Genomic DNA, 16,412 nt, shown 5'->3' on the forward strand with positions numbered 1-16,412 from the left:
GATATGGAACGTCGTCAGGTCGTGGTGATTGGTGCCGGGCCGTCCGGTGCAATCGCGGCGGCCTTGCTCAAACGCAAAGGGCACGATGTATTGATCGTCGAGCGCCAGCACTTCCCGCGCTTTTCCATTGGTGAAAGCCTGCTGTCGCACTGCCTGGATTTCATCGAGGAAGCCGGCATGCTCGAGGCGGTGCAAGCCGCCGGTTTTCAACTGAAGAACGGCGCCGCCTTCGCCTGGGGCGAGCAGTACAGCGCCTTCGATTTTGGCGACACCTTCAGCAACGGCAAGCCGACCACGTTCCAGGTCCAGCGGGCCGATTTCGACAAGCTGCTGGCTGACCAGGCTGCACTGCAAGGCGTCGAAATCCGCTATGGCGAAACCGTGACCGCAGTGGATATCGAGCGCAGCAAGCCGCTGCTGGATGTGGTGCGCGAAGACGCCAGCAGCTACCGGATCGAGGCCGACTTTATCCTCGACGCCAGCGGTTACGGACGAGTTCTGCCGCGCCTGCTCGATCTCGAAGCGCCCTCCGGTTTCCCGGTGCGCCAGGCGGTGTTCACCCATGTCGAGGACCGGATTGACTGCACGGGTTTCGAGCGCGAAAAAATCCTCATCACCACCCACCCGACCCAGCGCGATATCTGGTTCTGGACCATCCCCTTCAGCAATGGCCGAAGTTCGGTGGGCGTGGTGGCGGCGGCGGAACACTTTGTGGGACGCAGCCAGAACCCCGACCAGTGCCTGCGCAGTTTTATCGAGCAAACCCCAAGCCTGGGCCGGGTACTGGCCAATGCCGTGTGGGACACCCCGGCACGCACCCTCGGCGGTTACTCGGCCAACGTCAAAACCCTGCACGGGCCGGGTTTTGCCTTGCTGGGCAATGCCGCCGAGTTCCTCGACCCGGTGTTCTCTTCGGGCGTGACCATTGCCATGCGCTCGGCCAGCATGGCCGCCGCAGTGCTGCACCGCCAGCTACAAGGCGAAGCCGTAGACTGGCAAACCGAGTTTGCCGAACCGCTCAAACGTGGAGTCGACACCTTCCGCTGCTACGTCGAAGGCTGGTACGCCGGCACTTTCCAGGACGTGATCTTCCACCCCGACAGCTCGCCACAAATACGGCGCATGATCAGCGCGATTCTGGCCGGCTATGCCTGGGATGAAAGCAACCCCTTTGTCAGCGAACCCCGGCGCCGCCTGCGCATGCTGTCGGACATCTGCGCCACGGAGACCCCATGAAACCTCTGAGCGATACCTACGTCGAAGAAACCCGTTTCGGGTTTTGGTTTTTACGCAGTCACACCTGGCAGCATCACGTACTGCGCGTGGCCATCAACGACCTGCGCAGTCTGTTCAGCGCTGAGCTGCCAACGGCGCCGGTCATCCTCGATGCCGGTTGCGGGCAGGGCAAGTCGTTCCAGTACCTGCAACAAACCTTCGCCCCCAGGCGCCTGATCGGCCTCGACGCCGACCCGCTGAGCCTGACCCTGAGCCGCGAAGAAGCGCGGCGTCAGGGCATCGACATTGAACTGATCGGCAGCGACTGCGCCGAACTTGAAATCGCGGACGCCAGCGTCGACATCCTGTTTTGCCATCAGACTTTCCATCACCTGGTGCAACAGGATCGCGCACTGGCCGAGTTTTATCGGGTGCTCAAGCCCGGCGGCTATTTGCTGTTTGCCGAATCTACCGAGGCTTACATCGATACCTGGGTGATTCGCTGGCTGTTCCGCCACCCGATGCACGTGCAGAAAAGTGCCGCGCAGTATCTGGAGATGATCCGCGATCAGGGCTTCGAGTTTACAGCGCAGAACGTGTCATACCCGTATCTGTGGTGGAGCCGCTCCAAAGACTTCGGGCTGCTGGAACGCCTGGGCCTGCGTCGCGCGAAACCGGTGGGCGAGCGCGAGGAAACCCTGGTCAACCTGGTGGCCCGTAAACCTGCAGGACCTGCGCAGTGAGCCTGGCGATGCACAAAACCTGCAGGAGCGAGCTTGCTCGCGAGATTTTTAAAAAGATCAAACAGCTCGCTCCTGCAGGTTTGCTGGCGTGCCTGCTATTGGGCGGCTGCGCGAGCCTGCCACTGCCCGAACAGACCCCGACCCTGGCGCTGCCGATGCAATTGCATATTCAGCGCGAACAGGCCGACCAGCGCCAGGACTGGCTGCTGGTGATTCAACAGCAAGGCGCAGGCTTGCGCTGGTCGTTGATGGACCCGCTGGGGATTCCCCTGGCGCGTCAGGTGTTGCAGGACGGAAGCTGGCATGCCGACGGTTTGCTGCCTCCCAACCCCGAGGCCCGGGAGCTGTTTGCCGCCCTGCTGTTTGCACTTACGCCCCAGGCCGAACTGGCGGCCAATTATCCACAGGCAGAATCGGCGGCCGACGCGCGGTTTCTGAAACCACGCTGGCAAGTCCATTATCGACAGCCACAGGTATTGCGCATTGATATCAAGGGCGATGTGCATTACGCCATCAGCCCGCTGGAGGCGGCACCATGACCGCGTATCTGAATGCCTTGGGCATCATCTGCTCCCTGGGCCGCAGCCCCGATGAAGTGGCGCGCCGGCTGTTTGCCGGTGACTGCTCGGGCATACAGCGCGCCAGCGGCCTGGTACCCGGACGCAAGGTGTCGGTGGCCGGTGTGCAGGGCGAACTGGCGGCGATCCCGGCGCAATTGAGTGCGCACGCCAGCCGCAATAACCAGTTGCTGCTCGAAGCGGCATTGCAGATTCGCGAGCCCATTGAACAGGCAATCCGCACCTGGGGCCGTGACCGCATCGCCATTGTGCTGGGCACCAGCACCTCGGGGATCGATGAAGCCAGCCAGGGTATTGCCCACTACTTGCAGCATCGGCAGTTCCCCGAAGATTACGACTATCAGCAACAAGAACTGGGGGCGCCGGCCAGTTTCCTGGCTGACTGGCTGAATGTCAGCGGCCCGGCCTATGTCATTTCTACCGCCTGCACCTCCAGCGCCCGGGCCCTGATGAGCGCCCAGCGCCTGCTGGACATGAACCTGTGTGACGCGGTGCTGTGCGGCGGTGTGGACAGTTTGTGCAAGCTGACCCTCAATGGTTTTTCGGCCCTTGAAGCGGTGTCCGATGAACGCTGCAACCCGTTCTCGGCAAACCGCTGCGGAATCAATATTGGCGAAGCCGGCGTACTGTTCTTGATGAGCCGTCAGCCCGCCGCAGAACATTCGATTGCCCTGCTCGGTGCCGGCGCCAGCTCGGACGCGCACCATATCTCGGCCCCCGAGCCCACTGGCCGGGGTGCGGTGCAGGCCATGCACAAGGCTTTGCACCGGGCCAGTCTGCAAGCCGGTCAGATCGGTTACCTGAACCTGCATGGCACTGCCACCCGGCACAATGACGCCATGGAAAGCCACGCCGTGGCCCAGGTGTTCCCCCAGGCGGTGCCATGCTCGTCGACCAAGCCCATGACCGGCCATACGCTGGGTGCAGCAGGCGCACTGGAAGCTGCGTTTTGCTGGTTGAGCCTGACCCGCGGCAACCTGCTGCCACCCCATGTCTGGGACGGCCAGGGTGATCCGCAACTTCCGGTACTGAATTGGGTGACGCCCGGCCAGACCCTGGCATCTACACAACAGCGCTGCCTGATGAGCAACTCGTTTGCTTTCGGTGGCAATAACGTCAGCCTGATTATCGGAGACGCCCCATGATTGCTTGGCCGCTCGCCGAATTGCTGCCCCACGCCGGCGACATGATCCTGATCGATCAGGTGCTGGAGTTTGACCAGGAACAGATTCATACCCGTCTCACCGTGCGCCCCGGCGGCTTGTTCAACCGTGAAGACGGCAGCCTCCCGGCATGGGTGGGCATCGAGTTGATGGCGCAAAGCGTGGCGGCCTATGCCGGTTGCCGCGCCCGCAGTGAAGGCAACCCCGTCGAGCTGGGCTTTTTGCTCGGCACGCGCAAATTTGAATGCAATGTCGAACACTTTCCGGCGGGCGCCGAGTTGCAGATTCACGCCCTGCGCTCACTGGAAGACGACAACGGCATGGGGGTTTTCGAGTGTCATCTCACCGCCCCCGGCATTCATGCCAGCGCCCGCCTGAACGTGTTCCGTCCACCCCAGGCACAAAACTATCTTGCTCAAGCCTCACGGGAGACCCGCCATGACTGAGTCCATTCTGGTTACCGGTTCCAGCCGTGGCATCGGCCGCGCCATCGCCCTGCGCCTGGCCCGGGCCGGTTTCGATCTGGTGCTGCACTGCCGCAGTGGCCGCAGCGAAGCCGACGCCGTGATGGCCGAGGTCCAGGCCCTGGGGCGCACTGCCCGGGTACTGCAATTTGACGTCTCGGATCGCGCCCGCTGCCGGGAAATTCTTGAAGCCGACGTAGAAGCCTTTGGCGCCTATTACGGCGTGGTGCTCAATGCCGGCCTGACCCGCGATGGCGCCTTCCCGGCGTTGAGTGAAGACGACTGGGACGAGGTGATGCGCACCAACCTGGACGGTTTTTACAACGTGCTGCACCCGGTGATGATGCCGATGATTCGCCGCCGCAAGGCCGGGCGCATTGTGTGCATTACCTCGGTGTCGGGCCTGATCGGCAATCGCGGGCAGGTCAACTACAGCGCCTCCAAGGCCGGTCTGATCGGTGCCGCCAAAGCGCTGGCCATCGAACTGGGCAAACGCAAGATCACCGTTAACTGCGTCGCTCCGGGCCTGATCGACACCGCCATGCTCGACGAAAACGTCCCCGTGGAAGAACTGATGAAAATGATCCCCGCACAACGCATGGGCACCCCGGAAGAAGTGGCGGGCGCGGTCAACTTTTTGATGTCCGGCGAAGCCGGCTACATCACCCGCCAGGTCCTGGCGGTCAATGGAGGCCTGTGCTGATGAAGCGCGTTGTCGTCACCGGCATGGCCGGCATCACCTCGCTGGGCAGTGACTGGGCCAGTATCGAAGCCAATTTTTTAGCCGGTCGCAGCGGCATCCGGCGTATGGACGAGTGGGACCGGTTCACCGAGCTCAACACCCGTCTGGCCGGCCCCATCGATGACTTTGTGGTGCCAAAGCACTGGACCCGCAAACAACTGCGCAGCATGGGCCGGGTCTCGCGCCTGGCGGTTGGCGCCGCCGAACTGGCCTTGCAGGACGCCGGCTTGCTGGGCAACCCGATCATTCGTGACGGACGCATGGGCGTGGCCTGCGGCTCGTCCACCGGCAGCACCGACGAGATCAAGGCCTTTGGCAACATGCTGCTCAACTCGGTGGCCGACGGTCTGAACGCCAACAGCTACGTGCGCATGATGCCCCACACCACCGCGGCCAATATCAGCATCTTTTTTGGTCTCACCGGGCGCCTGATCCCCACCTCCAGCGCCTGCACCAGTGGCAGCCAGGGCATCGGCTATGCCTACGAATCGATCAAGTTCGGACGCTTGCCCCTGATGCTCGCCGGCGGTGCCGAAGAACTCTGCCCCACCGAAGCCATGGTGTTTGACGCGCTGTACGCCACCAGCCTGAAAAACGACGCACCGCACACCAGCCCGCGCCCCTACGACCAGGACCGGGACGGCCTGGTGATCGGCGAAGGCGGCGGCATGCTGGTGCTCGAAGAGCTGGAACACGCCCTGGCCCGTGGCGCCCATATCCATGCCGAGATCGTCGGTTTCGGCAGCAATGCCGACGGCCAGCACACCACCCGCCCGGAAGTCAGCACCATGCGCCGGGCCATGGAGCTGGCGCTGGAAGACGCAGGCATCGCCGCGCAGGCCATCGGCTATGTCAACGGACACGGCACCGCCACCGAACAGGGCGACATTGCCGAAACCCTGGCCACCAGTGAATTGTTCGGCAAGCACATGCCCATCAGCTCGCAGAAGAGTTTTCTGGGCCACACCCTGGGTGCCTGCGGGGCGCTGGAATCGTGGTTCTGTATCGAAATGATGAACCGCGACCGCTATGTACCGACGCTCAACCTGGACCAGGTCGACCCGCGCTGCGGCGAGCTGGATTATCTGCGGGGCGGGTTTCGCGCGATGCGCAACGATTACGTGATGAACAACAACTTTGCCTTTGGCGGGGTCAACACATCGTTGATCTTGCGCCGCTGGTCGTAACGCTTCTGGAGCCAATGGAATGTCTTACCTGCTACGCGTAACCCTGATCGCCCTCGCCCTGCTGAGCACCGTGTCGTGCAGCAGCAAACCCATGCAGACCCCCGACCGCACACTGCACGCTTCGATTCATGCCGACCGGGCGCAGATGCAGCAGGCGATCGTCAAATCCCTGGTGGGCCGTGGCTGGACAGTGCAAAAAATCACCCCTGACCTGGTGCAGGCGCAAATCACCGTGCGCGAGCAATACCACGCCGAAATCGACATCCCCTACAGCGCCAGCCACTACCAGATCATTTACCGCAACAGCAGCGGTCTGGACTACAAGGACGGCAAGATCCACAAAAACTACATCCGCTGGGTGCGCCTGCTGGACCGCGACATCGTGCGCGATCTCAAGGACAAGCAGAACGAGCGCACGGCGCAACAGCTGTCGGAAGCGGCTGCAAAGTGACAATCAACCCCTGTAGGAGCTCGCTCCTACAGGGGTTGGTTAACGGTTTTACGCGTCAGCAGTTCGGCAAATGCCGTGGCCATCGGCGAGCTTTGGCCCTTGCGCTGCACCAGCCACACGGCTGTATGGGCGTCGGCATCCAGCAGCGGTCGATACACCACCCCCTTGATCCGCATGTGCTGGAACGACGCAGGTAGCACCGATACGCCCAGCCCTGCCGAGACCAGGCCAATGATGGTCATGGCCTCACCCGCTTCCTGGGAAAAATGCGGGCTGAAACCCGCCTGGCGGGCCAGGCTCATCAGCTGTGCATACAATCCGCTGCCGTAACTGCGCGGGAAAAATACAAAAGGCTCTTCGGCCAGGGCCGCCAGCTGCAAACCTTCTTCGCTGCCTGCAGCCAGCGGGTGATCGGCCTGGATCACAGCCACCAGAGGCTCGCTGAACAGTTCCACCACCGTCAATGACTCCGGCAACGCCAGCGGGCGGATCATCCCGACCTCGATGGACTCGTCCACCAACCCTTCGGCCACTTCGCGGCTGCTCATTTCCTTGAGGTTTAAATGCACCGCCGGGAACGCCTGGCGAAAGGCAAAAATGGCCTGGGGAATGCTCGAGCTGAATGGCGCCGATGAGGTAAAGCCGATCTTCAGTTCCCCCAGCTCCCCCAGCTGTGCGCGCCGGGCCACGTCGGCTGCCTTGTCGACCTGGGCCAGCACCAGCCGCGCCTCCTCCAGAAACAACCGGCCCGCTTCACTGAGCTCGACCCGACGGTTGGTCCGGTCGAACAGGCGAGCCCCCAGCTCTTGCTCCAGGGCCTGTATTTGCTGGCTCAGGGGCGGCTGGGAAATACCCAGCAACTGGGCCGCGCGACCAAAGTGCAGTTCTTCGGCAACAGCGATGAAGTAACGTAAATGACGCAATTCCATAGGAACCCCATTGAGTCGTAAAACCTATCAAACAGGTCGAACAATATATTGGAAAGAATCGTTAGCCACCTATATTCTTTTGCCATTGCCGCTCGGCTTTATGTTTGTCTGAGGTCCCCGTGAAAACTGCTGTCGCCCCTCTCGCCCACGAAATCCCGCCGCCCGCGCAGGATGATATGGGCACGCAACTGAATGACATTTTCATCGAGAAAGGCACACCGCTGTTTATGCGCACGGTGCTGGCACTGTTCTCCGGGGGCTTCGCCACCTTTGCCTTGCTGTATTGCGTGCAGCCGATGATGCCGGTGCTGTCCCATGAATACGGGATCAACGCGGCGCAGAGCAGTCTGATCCTGTCGGTAGCCACAGGGATGCTGGCCATAGGTTTGCTGATCACCGGGCCCATTTCCGATACGTTCGGACGTAAACCGGTGATGGTGTTTGCATTGTTTTCGGCGGCTGCGTTTACCCTCCTCAGCGCGCTGATGCCCACCTGGGAAGGTGTGCTGATCACCCGGGCGCTGGTGGGCTTGTCACTGAGCGGACTGGCTGCCGTGGCCATGACCTATTTGAGTGAAGAAATTCACCCGCAGCACATCGGTCTGGCGATGGGTCTGTACATTGGCGGCAATGCCATTGGTGGCATGAGCGGACGCCTGATCAGCGGCGTGTTGATCGACTTTGTGAGCTGGCATACAGCGATGCTGGTGATTGGCGGCCTGGCACTGGTGGCCGCCCTGGTGTTTGTGAAGATCCTGCCCGAGTCGCGCAACTTCCGCCCCCGCACCATGAACCCGCGCAGCCTGCTGGACGGGTTCACCATGCACTTTCGCGATGCCGGCCTGCCATGGCTGTTTCTTGAGGCGTTCTTGCTGATGGGCAGCTTCGTGACGCTGTTCAACTACATCGGTTATCGCTTGCTGGCAGAGCCGTACAACATGAATCAGGCGCTGGTGGGCTTGCTGTCAGTGGTGTACCTGTCCGGTATTTACAGCTCGGCGCAAATTGGCGCGCTGGCCGACAAGCTGGGGCGGCGCAGGGTGTTGTGGGCCGTGATCGTGCTGATGCTGGCCGGGATCGCACTGACCATGTTCGAGCCTGTGGCGCTGGTGATCATCGGCATGTTGCTGTTCACCTTCGGCTTCTTCGGCGCGCATTCGGTGGCCAGCAGCTGGATCGGCCGGCGCGCCACCAAAGCCAAGGGCCAGGCGTCGTCGTTGTACCTGTTCAGTTACTACGCCGGATCGAGCATCGCCGGGACCGCCGGCGGTTTCTTCTGGCATTACGCCGGGTGGAACGGCATTGGTTCGTTTATCGTCGCGCTGCTGGTGATTGCCTTGTTGGTGGCGCTGCACCTGGCCCGATTGCCGGTGCTGCCGAGGAACGTGAAGAACATTTGATCCAGGGCCTCGCGCAAGCCAAAAAAAACCCGGCACTGGCCGGGTTTTTTTATAAGGCTTGAGCTTACTCGTGATACTGGCCCGAGAACTCGTGCACGGCGCTGATAAAGGCACCCGCATGTTCCGGTTTCACTTCCGGGGTAATGCCATGCCCCAGGTTGAATACATGGCCCGAACCCTTGCCGTAGCTGGCCAGGATGCGCTTGACCTCGGTGCGGATTGCCTCGGGGTTGGCGTAAAGCACAGTCGGGTCCATGTTGCCTTGCAGCGCAACCTTGTTACCGACGCGCTGACGGGCTTCACCCAGGTCGCAGGTCCAGTCCAGGCCCAGGGCATCAGCGCCGGCATCGGCAATGCTTTCGAGCCACAGGCCGCCATTTTTGGTGAACAGGATCACCGGTACTTTGCGCCCTTCATGCTCGCGGATAAGACCGCTGACGATTTTGCGCATGTAGGCCAGGGAAAATTCCTGATAAGCCGCAGACGACAGGTTACCGCCCCAGGTATCGAAGATTTGTACGGCCTGTGCGCCGGCCAGAATCTGGCCGTTGAGGTAGGACGTAACCGACTGCGCGAGCTTGTCGAGCAACAGGTGCATGGCATGGGGGGTGTCGTAGAGCATGGCCTTGGTTTTGCGGAAGTCTTTCGACGAGCCGCCTTCAACCATGTAGGTGGCCAGGGTCCACGGGCTGCCGGAGAAGCCGATCAGCGGCACACGACCGTTAAGCTCGCGGCGGATGGTGCTGACCGCGTTCATCACGTAGCCGAGGTCTTTTTGCGGGTCCGGGATCGGCAGGGCTTCGATGTCAGCCAGGGTGCTGACCACCTTTTTGAAGCGCGGGCCTTCGCCGGTTTCAAAGTACAGGCCCTGGCCCATGGCGTCAGGGATGGTCAGGATATCGGAGAAAAGGATGGCCGCATCCAGCTGAGGGAAGCGGTCCAGAGGCTGCATGGTGACTTCACAGGCGAACTCGGCGTTCTTGCACAGGCTCATGAAATCGCCGGCCTTGGCACGGCTCGCGCGGTACTCCGGCAGATAGCGACCGGCCTGACGCATCATCCAGACAGGCGTGACATCTACGGGTTGCTTGAGCAAAGCGCGAAGGAAACGGTCATTCTTGAGATCAGTCATGTCTGCATCCGGAAAAAAAGTGGGGGCATTTTCTCAGAGACGGACGCAAAAGGCACGGCAAGAGCCGTGCCTTTTATCTATCGAGGCGATTTGTCGCGGGGATTTTGATTTGGCGCAGCCCACAAACCTCATTCTGGAATGAGGTTTGTGTGGGCGCTGGCTTGCCGGCGATGCTGACAACTCGGTCTTTGATCAAGACCGAGGTGATGCTGTCGCTGGCAAGCCAGCTCCTACATTTTGATCATGTTTCAAAAATTACAACCGCATCACACGCCCAGGTAATCCATGATCCCTTCAGCCGCGGTGCGGCCTTCGAAGATCGCGGTGACCACTAGGTCGGAGCCGCGCACCATGTCACCACCGGCAAAGATCTTCGGGTGGCTGGTCTGGTGCTTGAACTGCGACTGCTCGGGCGCAATGACACGGCCCTGACTGTCGGTCTGGATCTCGAACTGCTCAAACCATGACGCCGGGCTCGGACGGAAACCAAAGGCGATGATCACGGCGTCCGCCGGGATGATCTCTTCAGAACCCGGGATCGGCTCCGGGCTGCGACGGCCGCGGGCATCGGGTTCGCCGAGACGGGTCTCGACCACCTTCACGCCTTCAACCCGGCCTTCGCCGACAATGGCAATCGGCTGGCGGTTGTAGAGGAATTTCACGCCTTCTTCCTTGGCGTTCTTCACCTCTTTGCGCGAGCCGGGCATGTTGGCTTCGTCACGACGATAGGCACAGGTCACCGACTTGGCACCCTGACGGATCGAAGTACGGTTGCAGTCCATGGCCGTGTCGCCACCACCGAGCACCACAATCTTTTTGCCTTTCATGTCGACGAAGTCTTCCGGCGACTTTTCAAAGCCCAGGTTGCGGTTGACGTTGGCAATCAGGAAGTCCAGCGCGTCATGCACACCCGGCAAATCCTCACCGGCAAAGCCGCCCTTCATGTAGGTGTAAGTGCCCATGCCCATGAATACCGCGTCGTACTCGGCCAGCAGCTGCTCCATGCTGATGTCCTTGCCGATTTCGGTATTGAGACGGAACTCGATACCCATGCCGGTGAAAACTTCGCGACGGTGGCTCAGCACGGTTTTTTCGAGCTTGAACTCCGGGATGCCGAAGGTCAGCAGACCGCCGATTTCCGGGTTTTTATCGAAGACCACCGGGGTCACGCCACCACGCACCAGCACGTCGGCACAGCCCAGACCCGCAGGCCCTGCACCGATGATCGCCACACGCTTGCCGGTCGGCACCACCCGCGACATGTCCGGGCGCCAGCCCATGGCAAAGGCGGTATCGGTGATGTACTTCTCCACCGAGCCGATGGTGACCGCGCCAAAACCGTCGTTGAGGGTGCAGGCACCCTCGCACAGACGGTCTTGCGGGCACACCCGGCCGCACACTTCGGGCAGGGTGTTGGTCTGGTGCGACAGCTCGGCGGCGGCGAGGATGTTGCCCTCGGCCACCAGCTTGAGCCAGTTGGGAATGAAGTTATGCACCGGGCATTTCCATTCACAGTACGGGTTACCGCAACCCAGGCAGCGGTGGGCCTGCTCGGCCGACTGCTGGGGTTTGAAAGGTTCGTAGATTTCCACGAACTCTTTTTTGCGTTGACGTAACAGTTTCTTCTTCGGATCTTTGCGCCCGACATCGATAAATTGGAAGTCGTTACTCAGACGTTCAGCCATCTTCAAAACCTCTTTACGACAGCTGCAAGCTTCAAGCTTACAGCTGCAAGAACACGTTTACCGGAACACCCCTGACTGCTTCGAGCTTGCGGCCTGAAGCTTGCCGCCTGCCGCTGCGTCGTCACTGCGGACTACCCAAAGTACTGGCCAGCAGAGATTTCAAGCTCGCCGCCTTGGGTTTGACGAGCCAGAAACGACGCAGGTAATCATCGAGGTTTTCCGAGAGGTTGCGGCCCCACTCGCTGTTGGTTTCCTGAACGTATTCGTCCAGCACGTGTTGCAGATGGTTGCGGTAGGCCTCCATCGCTTCGCCACTGATACGTTGGATTTCCACCAGTTCGTGGTTAACCCGGTCGACAAAGCTGTTGTCCTGATCCAGCACGTAGGCGAAACCGCCGGTCATGCCCGAGCCGAAGTTGTAACCGGTTTTGCCCAGTACGCAGACGAAGCCGCCAGTCATGTATTCGCAGCAGTGATCGCCCGTGCCTTCAACCACGGTGTGGGCACCGGAGTTACGCACGGCGAAACGCTCGCCCGCCGTGCCCGCCGCAAACAGCTTGCCGCCGGTGGCGCCGTACAGGCAGGTGTTGCCGATAATCGCGCTGTCCTGGGTTTTGTAGACGCTGCCTGCAGGCGGCACTATCACCAGCTTGCCGCCGGTCATGCCTTTGCCCACGTAGTCGTTGGCATCGCCTTCGAGGTACAGGTTCAGGCCGCCGGCGTTCCACACACCAAAGCTCTGGCCTGCAGTGCCTTTGAAGCGGAACGTGATCGGCGCCTTGGCCATGCCCTGGTTGCCGTGGGCACGGGCGATTTCACCCGAGATCCGGGCACCGATCGAGCGGTCACAGTTACAGATGTCCAGGGCGAACTCCGCGCCGCTCAGGTCGTTGATGGCCGAAGTGGCCATGTCGACCATCTTCTCGGCCAGCAGGCCTTTGTCGAACGGCGGGTTGCGCTCTACCTGACAGAACTGCGGCTTGTCGGCCGGGATATGGTCGCTGCCCAGCAGTGGCGTCAGGTCGAGGTGGTGCTGCTTGGCGGTTTCGCCCTGCAGGATTTCCAGCAGGTCAGTACGCCCGATCAGCTCTTCGAGGGTGCGCACACCGAGTCTGGCCAGCCACTCGCGGGTTTCTTCAGCCACGTAGGTGAAGAAGTTGACCACCATGTCGACCGTGCCGATGTAGTGGTTTTTACGCAGCGATTCGTTCTGGGTCGCCACGCCGGTGGCGCAGTTGTTGAGGTGGCAAATACGCAGGTATTTGCAGCCCAGGGCAATCATTGGCGCGGTGCCGAAGCCGAAGCTTTCAGCGCCGAGGATCGCGGCCTTGATCACGTCGAGGCCGGTTTTCAGGCCGCCGTCGGTTTGTACCCGCACCTTGCCGCGCAGGTCGTTGCCGCGCAGGGTCTGGTGGGTTTCAGCCAGGCCCAGCTCCCACGGCGCGCCCGCGTATTTGATCGAAGTCAGGGGCGATGCACCGGTGCCGCCGTCATAACCGGAGATCGTAATCAGGTCGGCATAGGCCTTGGCCACGCCTGCGGCGATGGTGCCGACGCCCGCTTCCGCCACCAGCTTGACCGAAACCAGCGCCTTGGGATTGACCTGTTTGAGGTCAAAAATCAGCTGCGACAAGTCTTCGATGGAGTAGATGTCGTGGTGCGGCGGTGGCGAGATCAGGGTCACGCCGGGTACTGCGTAACGCAGTTTGGCGATCAGACCGTTGACCTTGCCGCCCGGCAGTTGCCCGCCCTCGCCCGGCTTGGCGCCCTGGGCCACCTTGATCTGCAGCACTTCGGCGTTGACCAGGTATTCCGGGGTCACACCGAAACGGCCGGTGGCCACCTGTTTGATTTTCGAGCTTTTGATGGTGCCGTAACGCGCCGGGTCTTCGCCGCCTTCACCGGAGTTGGAGCGTGCGCCCAAACGGTTCATGGCTTCGGCCAGGGCTTCGTGGGCCTCCGGCGACAGTGCGCCAAGGGAGATGCCCGCCGAGTCGAAACGCTTGAGGATCGACTCCAGGGGTTCGATCTGGTCAATGGACAGCGGCGTGTCGAGGGTTTTGACCTTGAACAGATCGCGGATCATCGACACCGGGCGTTTGTCGACCAGTGCCGTGTATTCCTTGAACTTGCTGTAGTCGCCCTGCTGTACAGCCGCCTGCAGGGTGGCAACCACGTCCGGGTTGTAGGCGTGGTATTCGCCACCGTGCACGTACTTGAGCAAACCGCCTTGCTGAATCGGCTTGCGTGCGCTCCAGGCTTCGGCAGCCAGCAATTTTTGCTCGGCTTCAAGGTCAACGAAACGTGCGCCCTTGATCCGGCTTGGTACGCCGCGGAAGCTCAGGTCGCAGATTTCTTCAGACAAGCCAATGGCCTCGAACAGCTGCGCTCCGCGGTACGAGGCAATGGTCGAGATGCCCATCTTCGAGAGGATCTTGAGCAGGCCCTTGGTGATGCCCTTACGGTAGTTTTTGAAGACTTCGTAAAGGTCACCCAGCACTTCGCCGGTGCGGATCAGATCACCCAGCACTTCGTAGGCCAGGAACGGGTAGACCGCCGAAGCGCCGAAGCCGATCAGCACCGCGAAGTGATGCGGGTCGCGGGCAGTAGCGGTTTCTACCAGGATGTTGCTGTCGCAGCGCAGACCTTTTTCGGTCAGGCGGTGGTGCACGGCGCCCACAGCCAGCGAGGCGTGAACCGGCAGCTTGCCCGGCGCGATATGGCGGTCGGTCAGGACAATTTGCGTACGGCCGGCACGGGCGGCTTCTTCAGCCTGATCGGCAATGTTGCGCACCGCCGCTTCCAGGCCAACCGACTGGTCGTAGTTGAGGTCGATGATCTGACGCTCAAAGCCCGGCAGGTCGAGGTTCATCAGCGAGCGCCATTTGGCAGGCGAGATAACCGGTGAACTGAGGATCACGCGCGAAGCGTGCTCTGGCGATTCCTGGAAGATGTTGCGCTCGGCACCGAGGCAGATTTCCAGCGACATGACGATGGCTTCACGCAGCGGATCGATCGGCGGGTTGGTGACCTGCGCGAACTGCTGACGGAAGTAGTCGTATGGCGTGCGCACTCGCTGGGACAGCACCGCCATTGGCGTGTCGTCCCCCATCGAGCCCACGGCTTCGTAGCCCTGTTCGCCCAATGGACGCAGCACCTGATCGCGCTCTTCGAACGTGACCTGGTACATCTTCATGTATTGCTTGAGCTGGTCAACGTCGTAAAACGCCGAACCATGGTCATTGTCGTCGATGGTGGCCTGAATGCGCAGGGCATTCTTGCGCAGCCACTGCTTGTACGGGTGGCGCGACTTCAAGCGGTTGTCGATGGAGTCGGTGTCCAGCACCTGGCCAGTTTCGGTGTCAACGGCGAGGATCTGCCCAGGGCCTACACGGCCTTTGGCAATCACGTCCTGTGGCTGGTAGTTCCACACGCCGATTTCCGAGGCGATGGTGATATAGCCGTTGGTGGTGGTGACCCAGCGCGCCGGGCGCAGGCCGTTGCGGTCGAGCAGGCAGACAGCGTAACGACCATCGGTCATTACCACGCCCGCCGGGCCGTCCCACGGCTCCATGTGCATCGAGTTGTACTCATAGAACGCCCGCAGGTCGGGGTCCATGGTTTCAACGTTCTGCCACGCCGGTGGAATCAGCATGCGCACGCCACGGAACAGGTCAATGCCACCGGTGACCATCAGCTCCAGCATGTTGTCCATGCTGGAGGAGTCAGAACCCACGCGGTTGACCAGCGGGCCGAGCTCGTCGAGGTCGCCGATCAGGTCGTTGGCGAACTTGGTGCGACGGGCCAGGGCCCAGTTGCGGTTGCCGGTGATGGTGTTGATCTCGCCGTTGTGGGCGAGAAAGCGGAATGGCTGGGCCAGTGGCCATTTCGGCAGGGTGTTGGTCGAAAAGCGCTGGTGGAACACGCAGATCGCGGTTTGCAGGCGCTCATCGCTCAGGTCCGGATAGAAGGCGGTGAGATCCGCCGGCATCATCAGGCCTTTATAAATGATGGTCTTGTGGGAAAAGCTGCAGATGTAGTGGTCGGTATCAGCGGCGTTGGCCACCGACGATCGACGACGGGCGCTGAACAGCTTGATCGCCATGTCCTGATCGCTCAGGCCGGCACCGGCAATGAACACTTGCTCGATCTGCGGCAGACGATCCAGGGCCAGACGGCCCAGCACGCTGGTATCGATCGGCACTTTGCGCCAGCCCACCAGTTGCAGGCCCGCCGCGAGGATTTCGCGGTTCATGTTGTTACGGGCCGCTTCAGCCTTGATCGGGTCCTGGTTGAAAAACACCATGCCGACCGCGTACTGCTTGGGCAAATCACTGCCGAACTGTTCTTTGGCCACGGCACGCAAGAACAGATCAGGTTTTTGAATCAGCAGGCCACAACCGTCACCGGTCTTGCCGTCTGCGTTGATCCCACCGCGGTGGGTCATGCAGGTCAGGGCCTCAATGGCGGTTTGCAGAAGGGTATGACTGGGCTCGCCCTGCATATGGGCAATCAGGCCGAAACCACAGTTATCCTTGAATTCATCGGGGTGGTACAGACCTGCTTTCATAGACACTTTCTCACCAGGCTGCCCCATAAAGGGGCAAATTTCTTTTAATTCAACCACTTGGTCCCCGCGCTGAACGTACGCCAGCTTGGCAGGGCAAAAGGGTGGTCATTCTACACACCGACGTAAGAGCTCACAAATTAAGCGGCGAATTGC

The 16,412-nt window shown here is 61.2% G+C and carries 13 protein-coding genes; 9 read left to right on the forward strand and 4 right to left on the reverse strand.

The window, feature by feature from the left end:
- The first annotated feature begins 3 nt into the window (after positions 1-3).
- Genes JQ845_RS10055 through JQ845_RS10090 form a run of 8 tightly spaced genes read left to right on the forward strand, consistent with a single transcriptional unit; the run spans position 4 to position 6,543 of the window.
- Positions 4-1,236 carry an NAD(P)/FAD-dependent oxidoreductase gene (locus tag JQ845_RS10055; protein WP_165439537.1) on the forward strand — a complete coding sequence of 411 codons (1,233 nt, stop codon included), beginning with the start codon at positions 4-6 and terminating at the stop codon, positions 1,234-1,236.
- Positions 1,233-1,958, forward strand: a complete 726-nt coding sequence (locus JQ845_RS10060; protein WP_003438837.1) for a class I SAM-dependent methyltransferase — start codon at positions 1,233-1,235, stop codon at positions 1,956-1,958. The genes JQ845_RS10055 and JQ845_RS10060 overlap by 4 nt, the downstream gene beginning before the upstream one ends.
- A complete protein-coding gene (locus JQ845_RS10065) occupies positions 1,955-2,497 on the forward strand; it encodes a DUF3261 domain-containing protein (protein WP_003438836.1) in 543 nt (180 codons plus the stop codon). The genes JQ845_RS10060 and JQ845_RS10065 overlap by 4 nt, the downstream gene beginning before the upstream one ends.
- Complete coding sequence (locus JQ845_RS10070) at positions 2,494-3,681, forward strand: beta-ketoacyl-[acyl-carrier-protein] synthase family protein (protein WP_127195713.1); 1,188 nt, start codon at positions 2,494-2,496, stop codon at positions 3,679-3,681. The genes JQ845_RS10065 and JQ845_RS10070 overlap by 4 nt, the downstream gene beginning before the upstream one ends.
- Positions 3,678-4,145, forward strand: a complete 468-nt coding sequence (locus JQ845_RS10075) for a hotdog family protein (protein WP_003438831.1) — start codon at positions 3,678-3,680, stop codon at positions 4,143-4,145. Before JQ845_RS10070 ends, JQ845_RS10075 begins: the two co-directional genes overlap by 4 nt.
- Positions 4,138-4,866 (forward strand): 3-oxoacyl-ACP reductase FabG, encoded by a 729-nt coding sequence (gene fabG, locus JQ845_RS10080; RefSeq protein ID WP_003438827.1) that lies wholly within the window; start codon positions 4,138-4,140, stop codon positions 4,864-4,866. The genes JQ845_RS10075 and fabG overlap by 8 nt, the downstream gene beginning before the upstream one ends.
- Positions 4,866-6,092: a beta-ketoacyl-ACP synthase gene (locus JQ845_RS10085; protein WP_203008944.1), complete on the forward strand. Its 1,227-nt coding sequence runs from the start codon at positions 4,866-4,868 to the stop codon at positions 6,090-6,092. The genes fabG and JQ845_RS10085 overlap by 1 nt, the downstream gene beginning before the upstream one ends.
- A gap of 19 nt (positions 6,093-6,111) precedes the next feature.
- Positions 6,112-6,543, forward strand: a complete 432-nt coding sequence (locus JQ845_RS10090) for a hypothetical protein (protein WP_003438824.1) — start codon at positions 6,112-6,114, stop codon at positions 6,541-6,543.
- A gap of 26 nt (positions 6,544-6,569) precedes the next feature.
- Here the strand turns inward: JQ845_RS10090 and JQ845_RS10095 are convergent, their stop codons facing one another.
- On the reverse strand, positions 6,570-7,472 hold the full coding sequence (locus JQ845_RS10095) for a LysR family transcriptional regulator (protein ID WP_003438822.1): 903 nt from the start codon (positions 7,470-7,472) through the stop codon (positions 6,570-6,572).
- Between the two features lie 176 nt (positions 7,473-7,648).
- Here JQ845_RS10095 and JQ845_RS10100 point away from each other — a divergent pair, with 176 nt between their 5' ends.
- On the forward strand, positions 7,649-8,872 hold the full coding sequence (locus JQ845_RS10100) for an MFS transporter (RefSeq protein WP_236010205.1): 1,224 nt from the start codon (positions 7,649-7,651) through the stop codon (positions 8,870-8,872).
- 64 nt (positions 8,873-8,936) lie between these two features.
- Here the strand turns inward: JQ845_RS10100 and hemE are convergent, their stop codons facing one another.
- The 3 genes from hemE to gltB all read right to left on the reverse strand — a co-directional run bounded on the left by hemE (position 8,937) and on the right by gltB (position 16,259).
- Positions 8,937-10,004 (reverse strand): uroporphyrinogen decarboxylase, encoded by a 1,068-nt coding sequence (gene hemE, locus JQ845_RS10105; protein WP_060695964.1) that lies wholly within the window; start codon positions 10,002-10,004, stop codon positions 8,937-8,939.
- 266 nt (positions 10,005-10,270) lie between these two features.
- Positions 10,271-11,689 carry an FAD-dependent oxidoreductase gene (locus JQ845_RS10110; protein ID WP_003438817.1) on the reverse strand — a complete coding sequence of 473 codons (1,419 nt, stop codon included), beginning with the start codon at positions 11,687-11,689 and terminating at the stop codon, positions 10,271-10,273.
- 121 nt (positions 11,690-11,810) lie between these two features.
- Complete coding sequence (gltB, locus tag JQ845_RS10115; protein WP_010656285.1) at positions 11,811-16,259, reverse strand: glutamate synthase large subunit; 4,449 nt, start codon at positions 16,257-16,259, stop codon at positions 11,811-11,813.
- Positions 16,260-16,412 lie beyond the last annotated feature (153 nt).

It is taken from the genome of Pseudomonas paraversuta, assembly GCF_904063065.1.
GTDB classification, from domain to species: Bacteria; Pseudomonadota; Gammaproteobacteria; order Pseudomonadales; family Pseudomonadaceae; genus Aquipseudomonas; species Aquipseudomonas paraversuta.

What these genes read in the sequence shown, in the direction of transcription:
- JQ845_RS10055 (WP_165439537.1), top strand. Translation starts at nt 4, where the DNA reads ATGGAACGTCGTCAGGTCGTGGTGATTGGTGCCGGGCCGTCCGGTGCA.
- JQ845_RS10060 (WP_003438837.1), top strand. Translation starts at nt 1,233, where the DNA reads ATGAAACCTCTGAGCGATACCTACGTCGAAGAAACCCGTTTCGGGTTT.
- JQ845_RS10070 (WP_127195713.1), top strand. Translation starts at nt 2,494, where the DNA reads ATGACCGCGTATCTGAATGCCTTGGGCATCATCTGCTCCCTGGGCCGC.
- JQ845_RS10075 (WP_003438831.1), top strand. Translation starts at nt 3,678, where the DNA reads ATGATTGCTTGGCCGCTCGCCGAATTGCTGCCCCACGCCGGCGACATG.
- fabG (WP_003438827.1), top strand. Translation starts at nt 4,138, where the DNA reads ATGACTGAGTCCATTCTGGTTACCGGTTCCAGCCGTGGCATCGGCCGC.
- JQ845_RS10085 (WP_203008944.1), top strand. Translation starts at nt 4,866, where the DNA reads ATGAAGCGCGTTGTCGTCACCGGCATGGCCGGCATCACCTCGCTGGGC.
- JQ845_RS10090 (WP_003438824.1), top strand. Translation starts at nt 6,112, where the DNA reads ATGTCTTACCTGCTACGCGTAACCCTGATCGCCCTCGCCCTGCTGAGC.
- JQ845_RS10095 (WP_003438822.1), bottom strand. Translation starts at nt 7,472, where the DNA reads ATGGAATTGCGTCATTTACGTTACTTCATCGCTGTTGCCGAAGAACTG.
- JQ845_RS10100 (WP_236010205.1), top strand. Translation starts at nt 7,649, where the DNA reads ATGGGCACGCAACTGAATGACATTTTCATCGAGAAAGGCACACCGCTG.
- hemE (WP_060695964.1), bottom strand. Translation starts at nt 10,004, where the DNA reads ATGACTGATCTCAAGAATGACCGTTTCCTTCGCGCTTTGCTCAAGCAA.
- JQ845_RS10110 (WP_003438817.1), bottom strand. Translation starts at nt 11,689, where the DNA reads ATGGCTGAACGTCTGAGTAACGACTTCCAATTTATCGATGTCGGGCGC.
- gltB (WP_010656285.1), bottom strand. Translation starts at nt 16,259, where the DNA reads ATGAAAGCAGGTCTGTACCACCCCGATGAATTCAAGGATAACTGTGGT.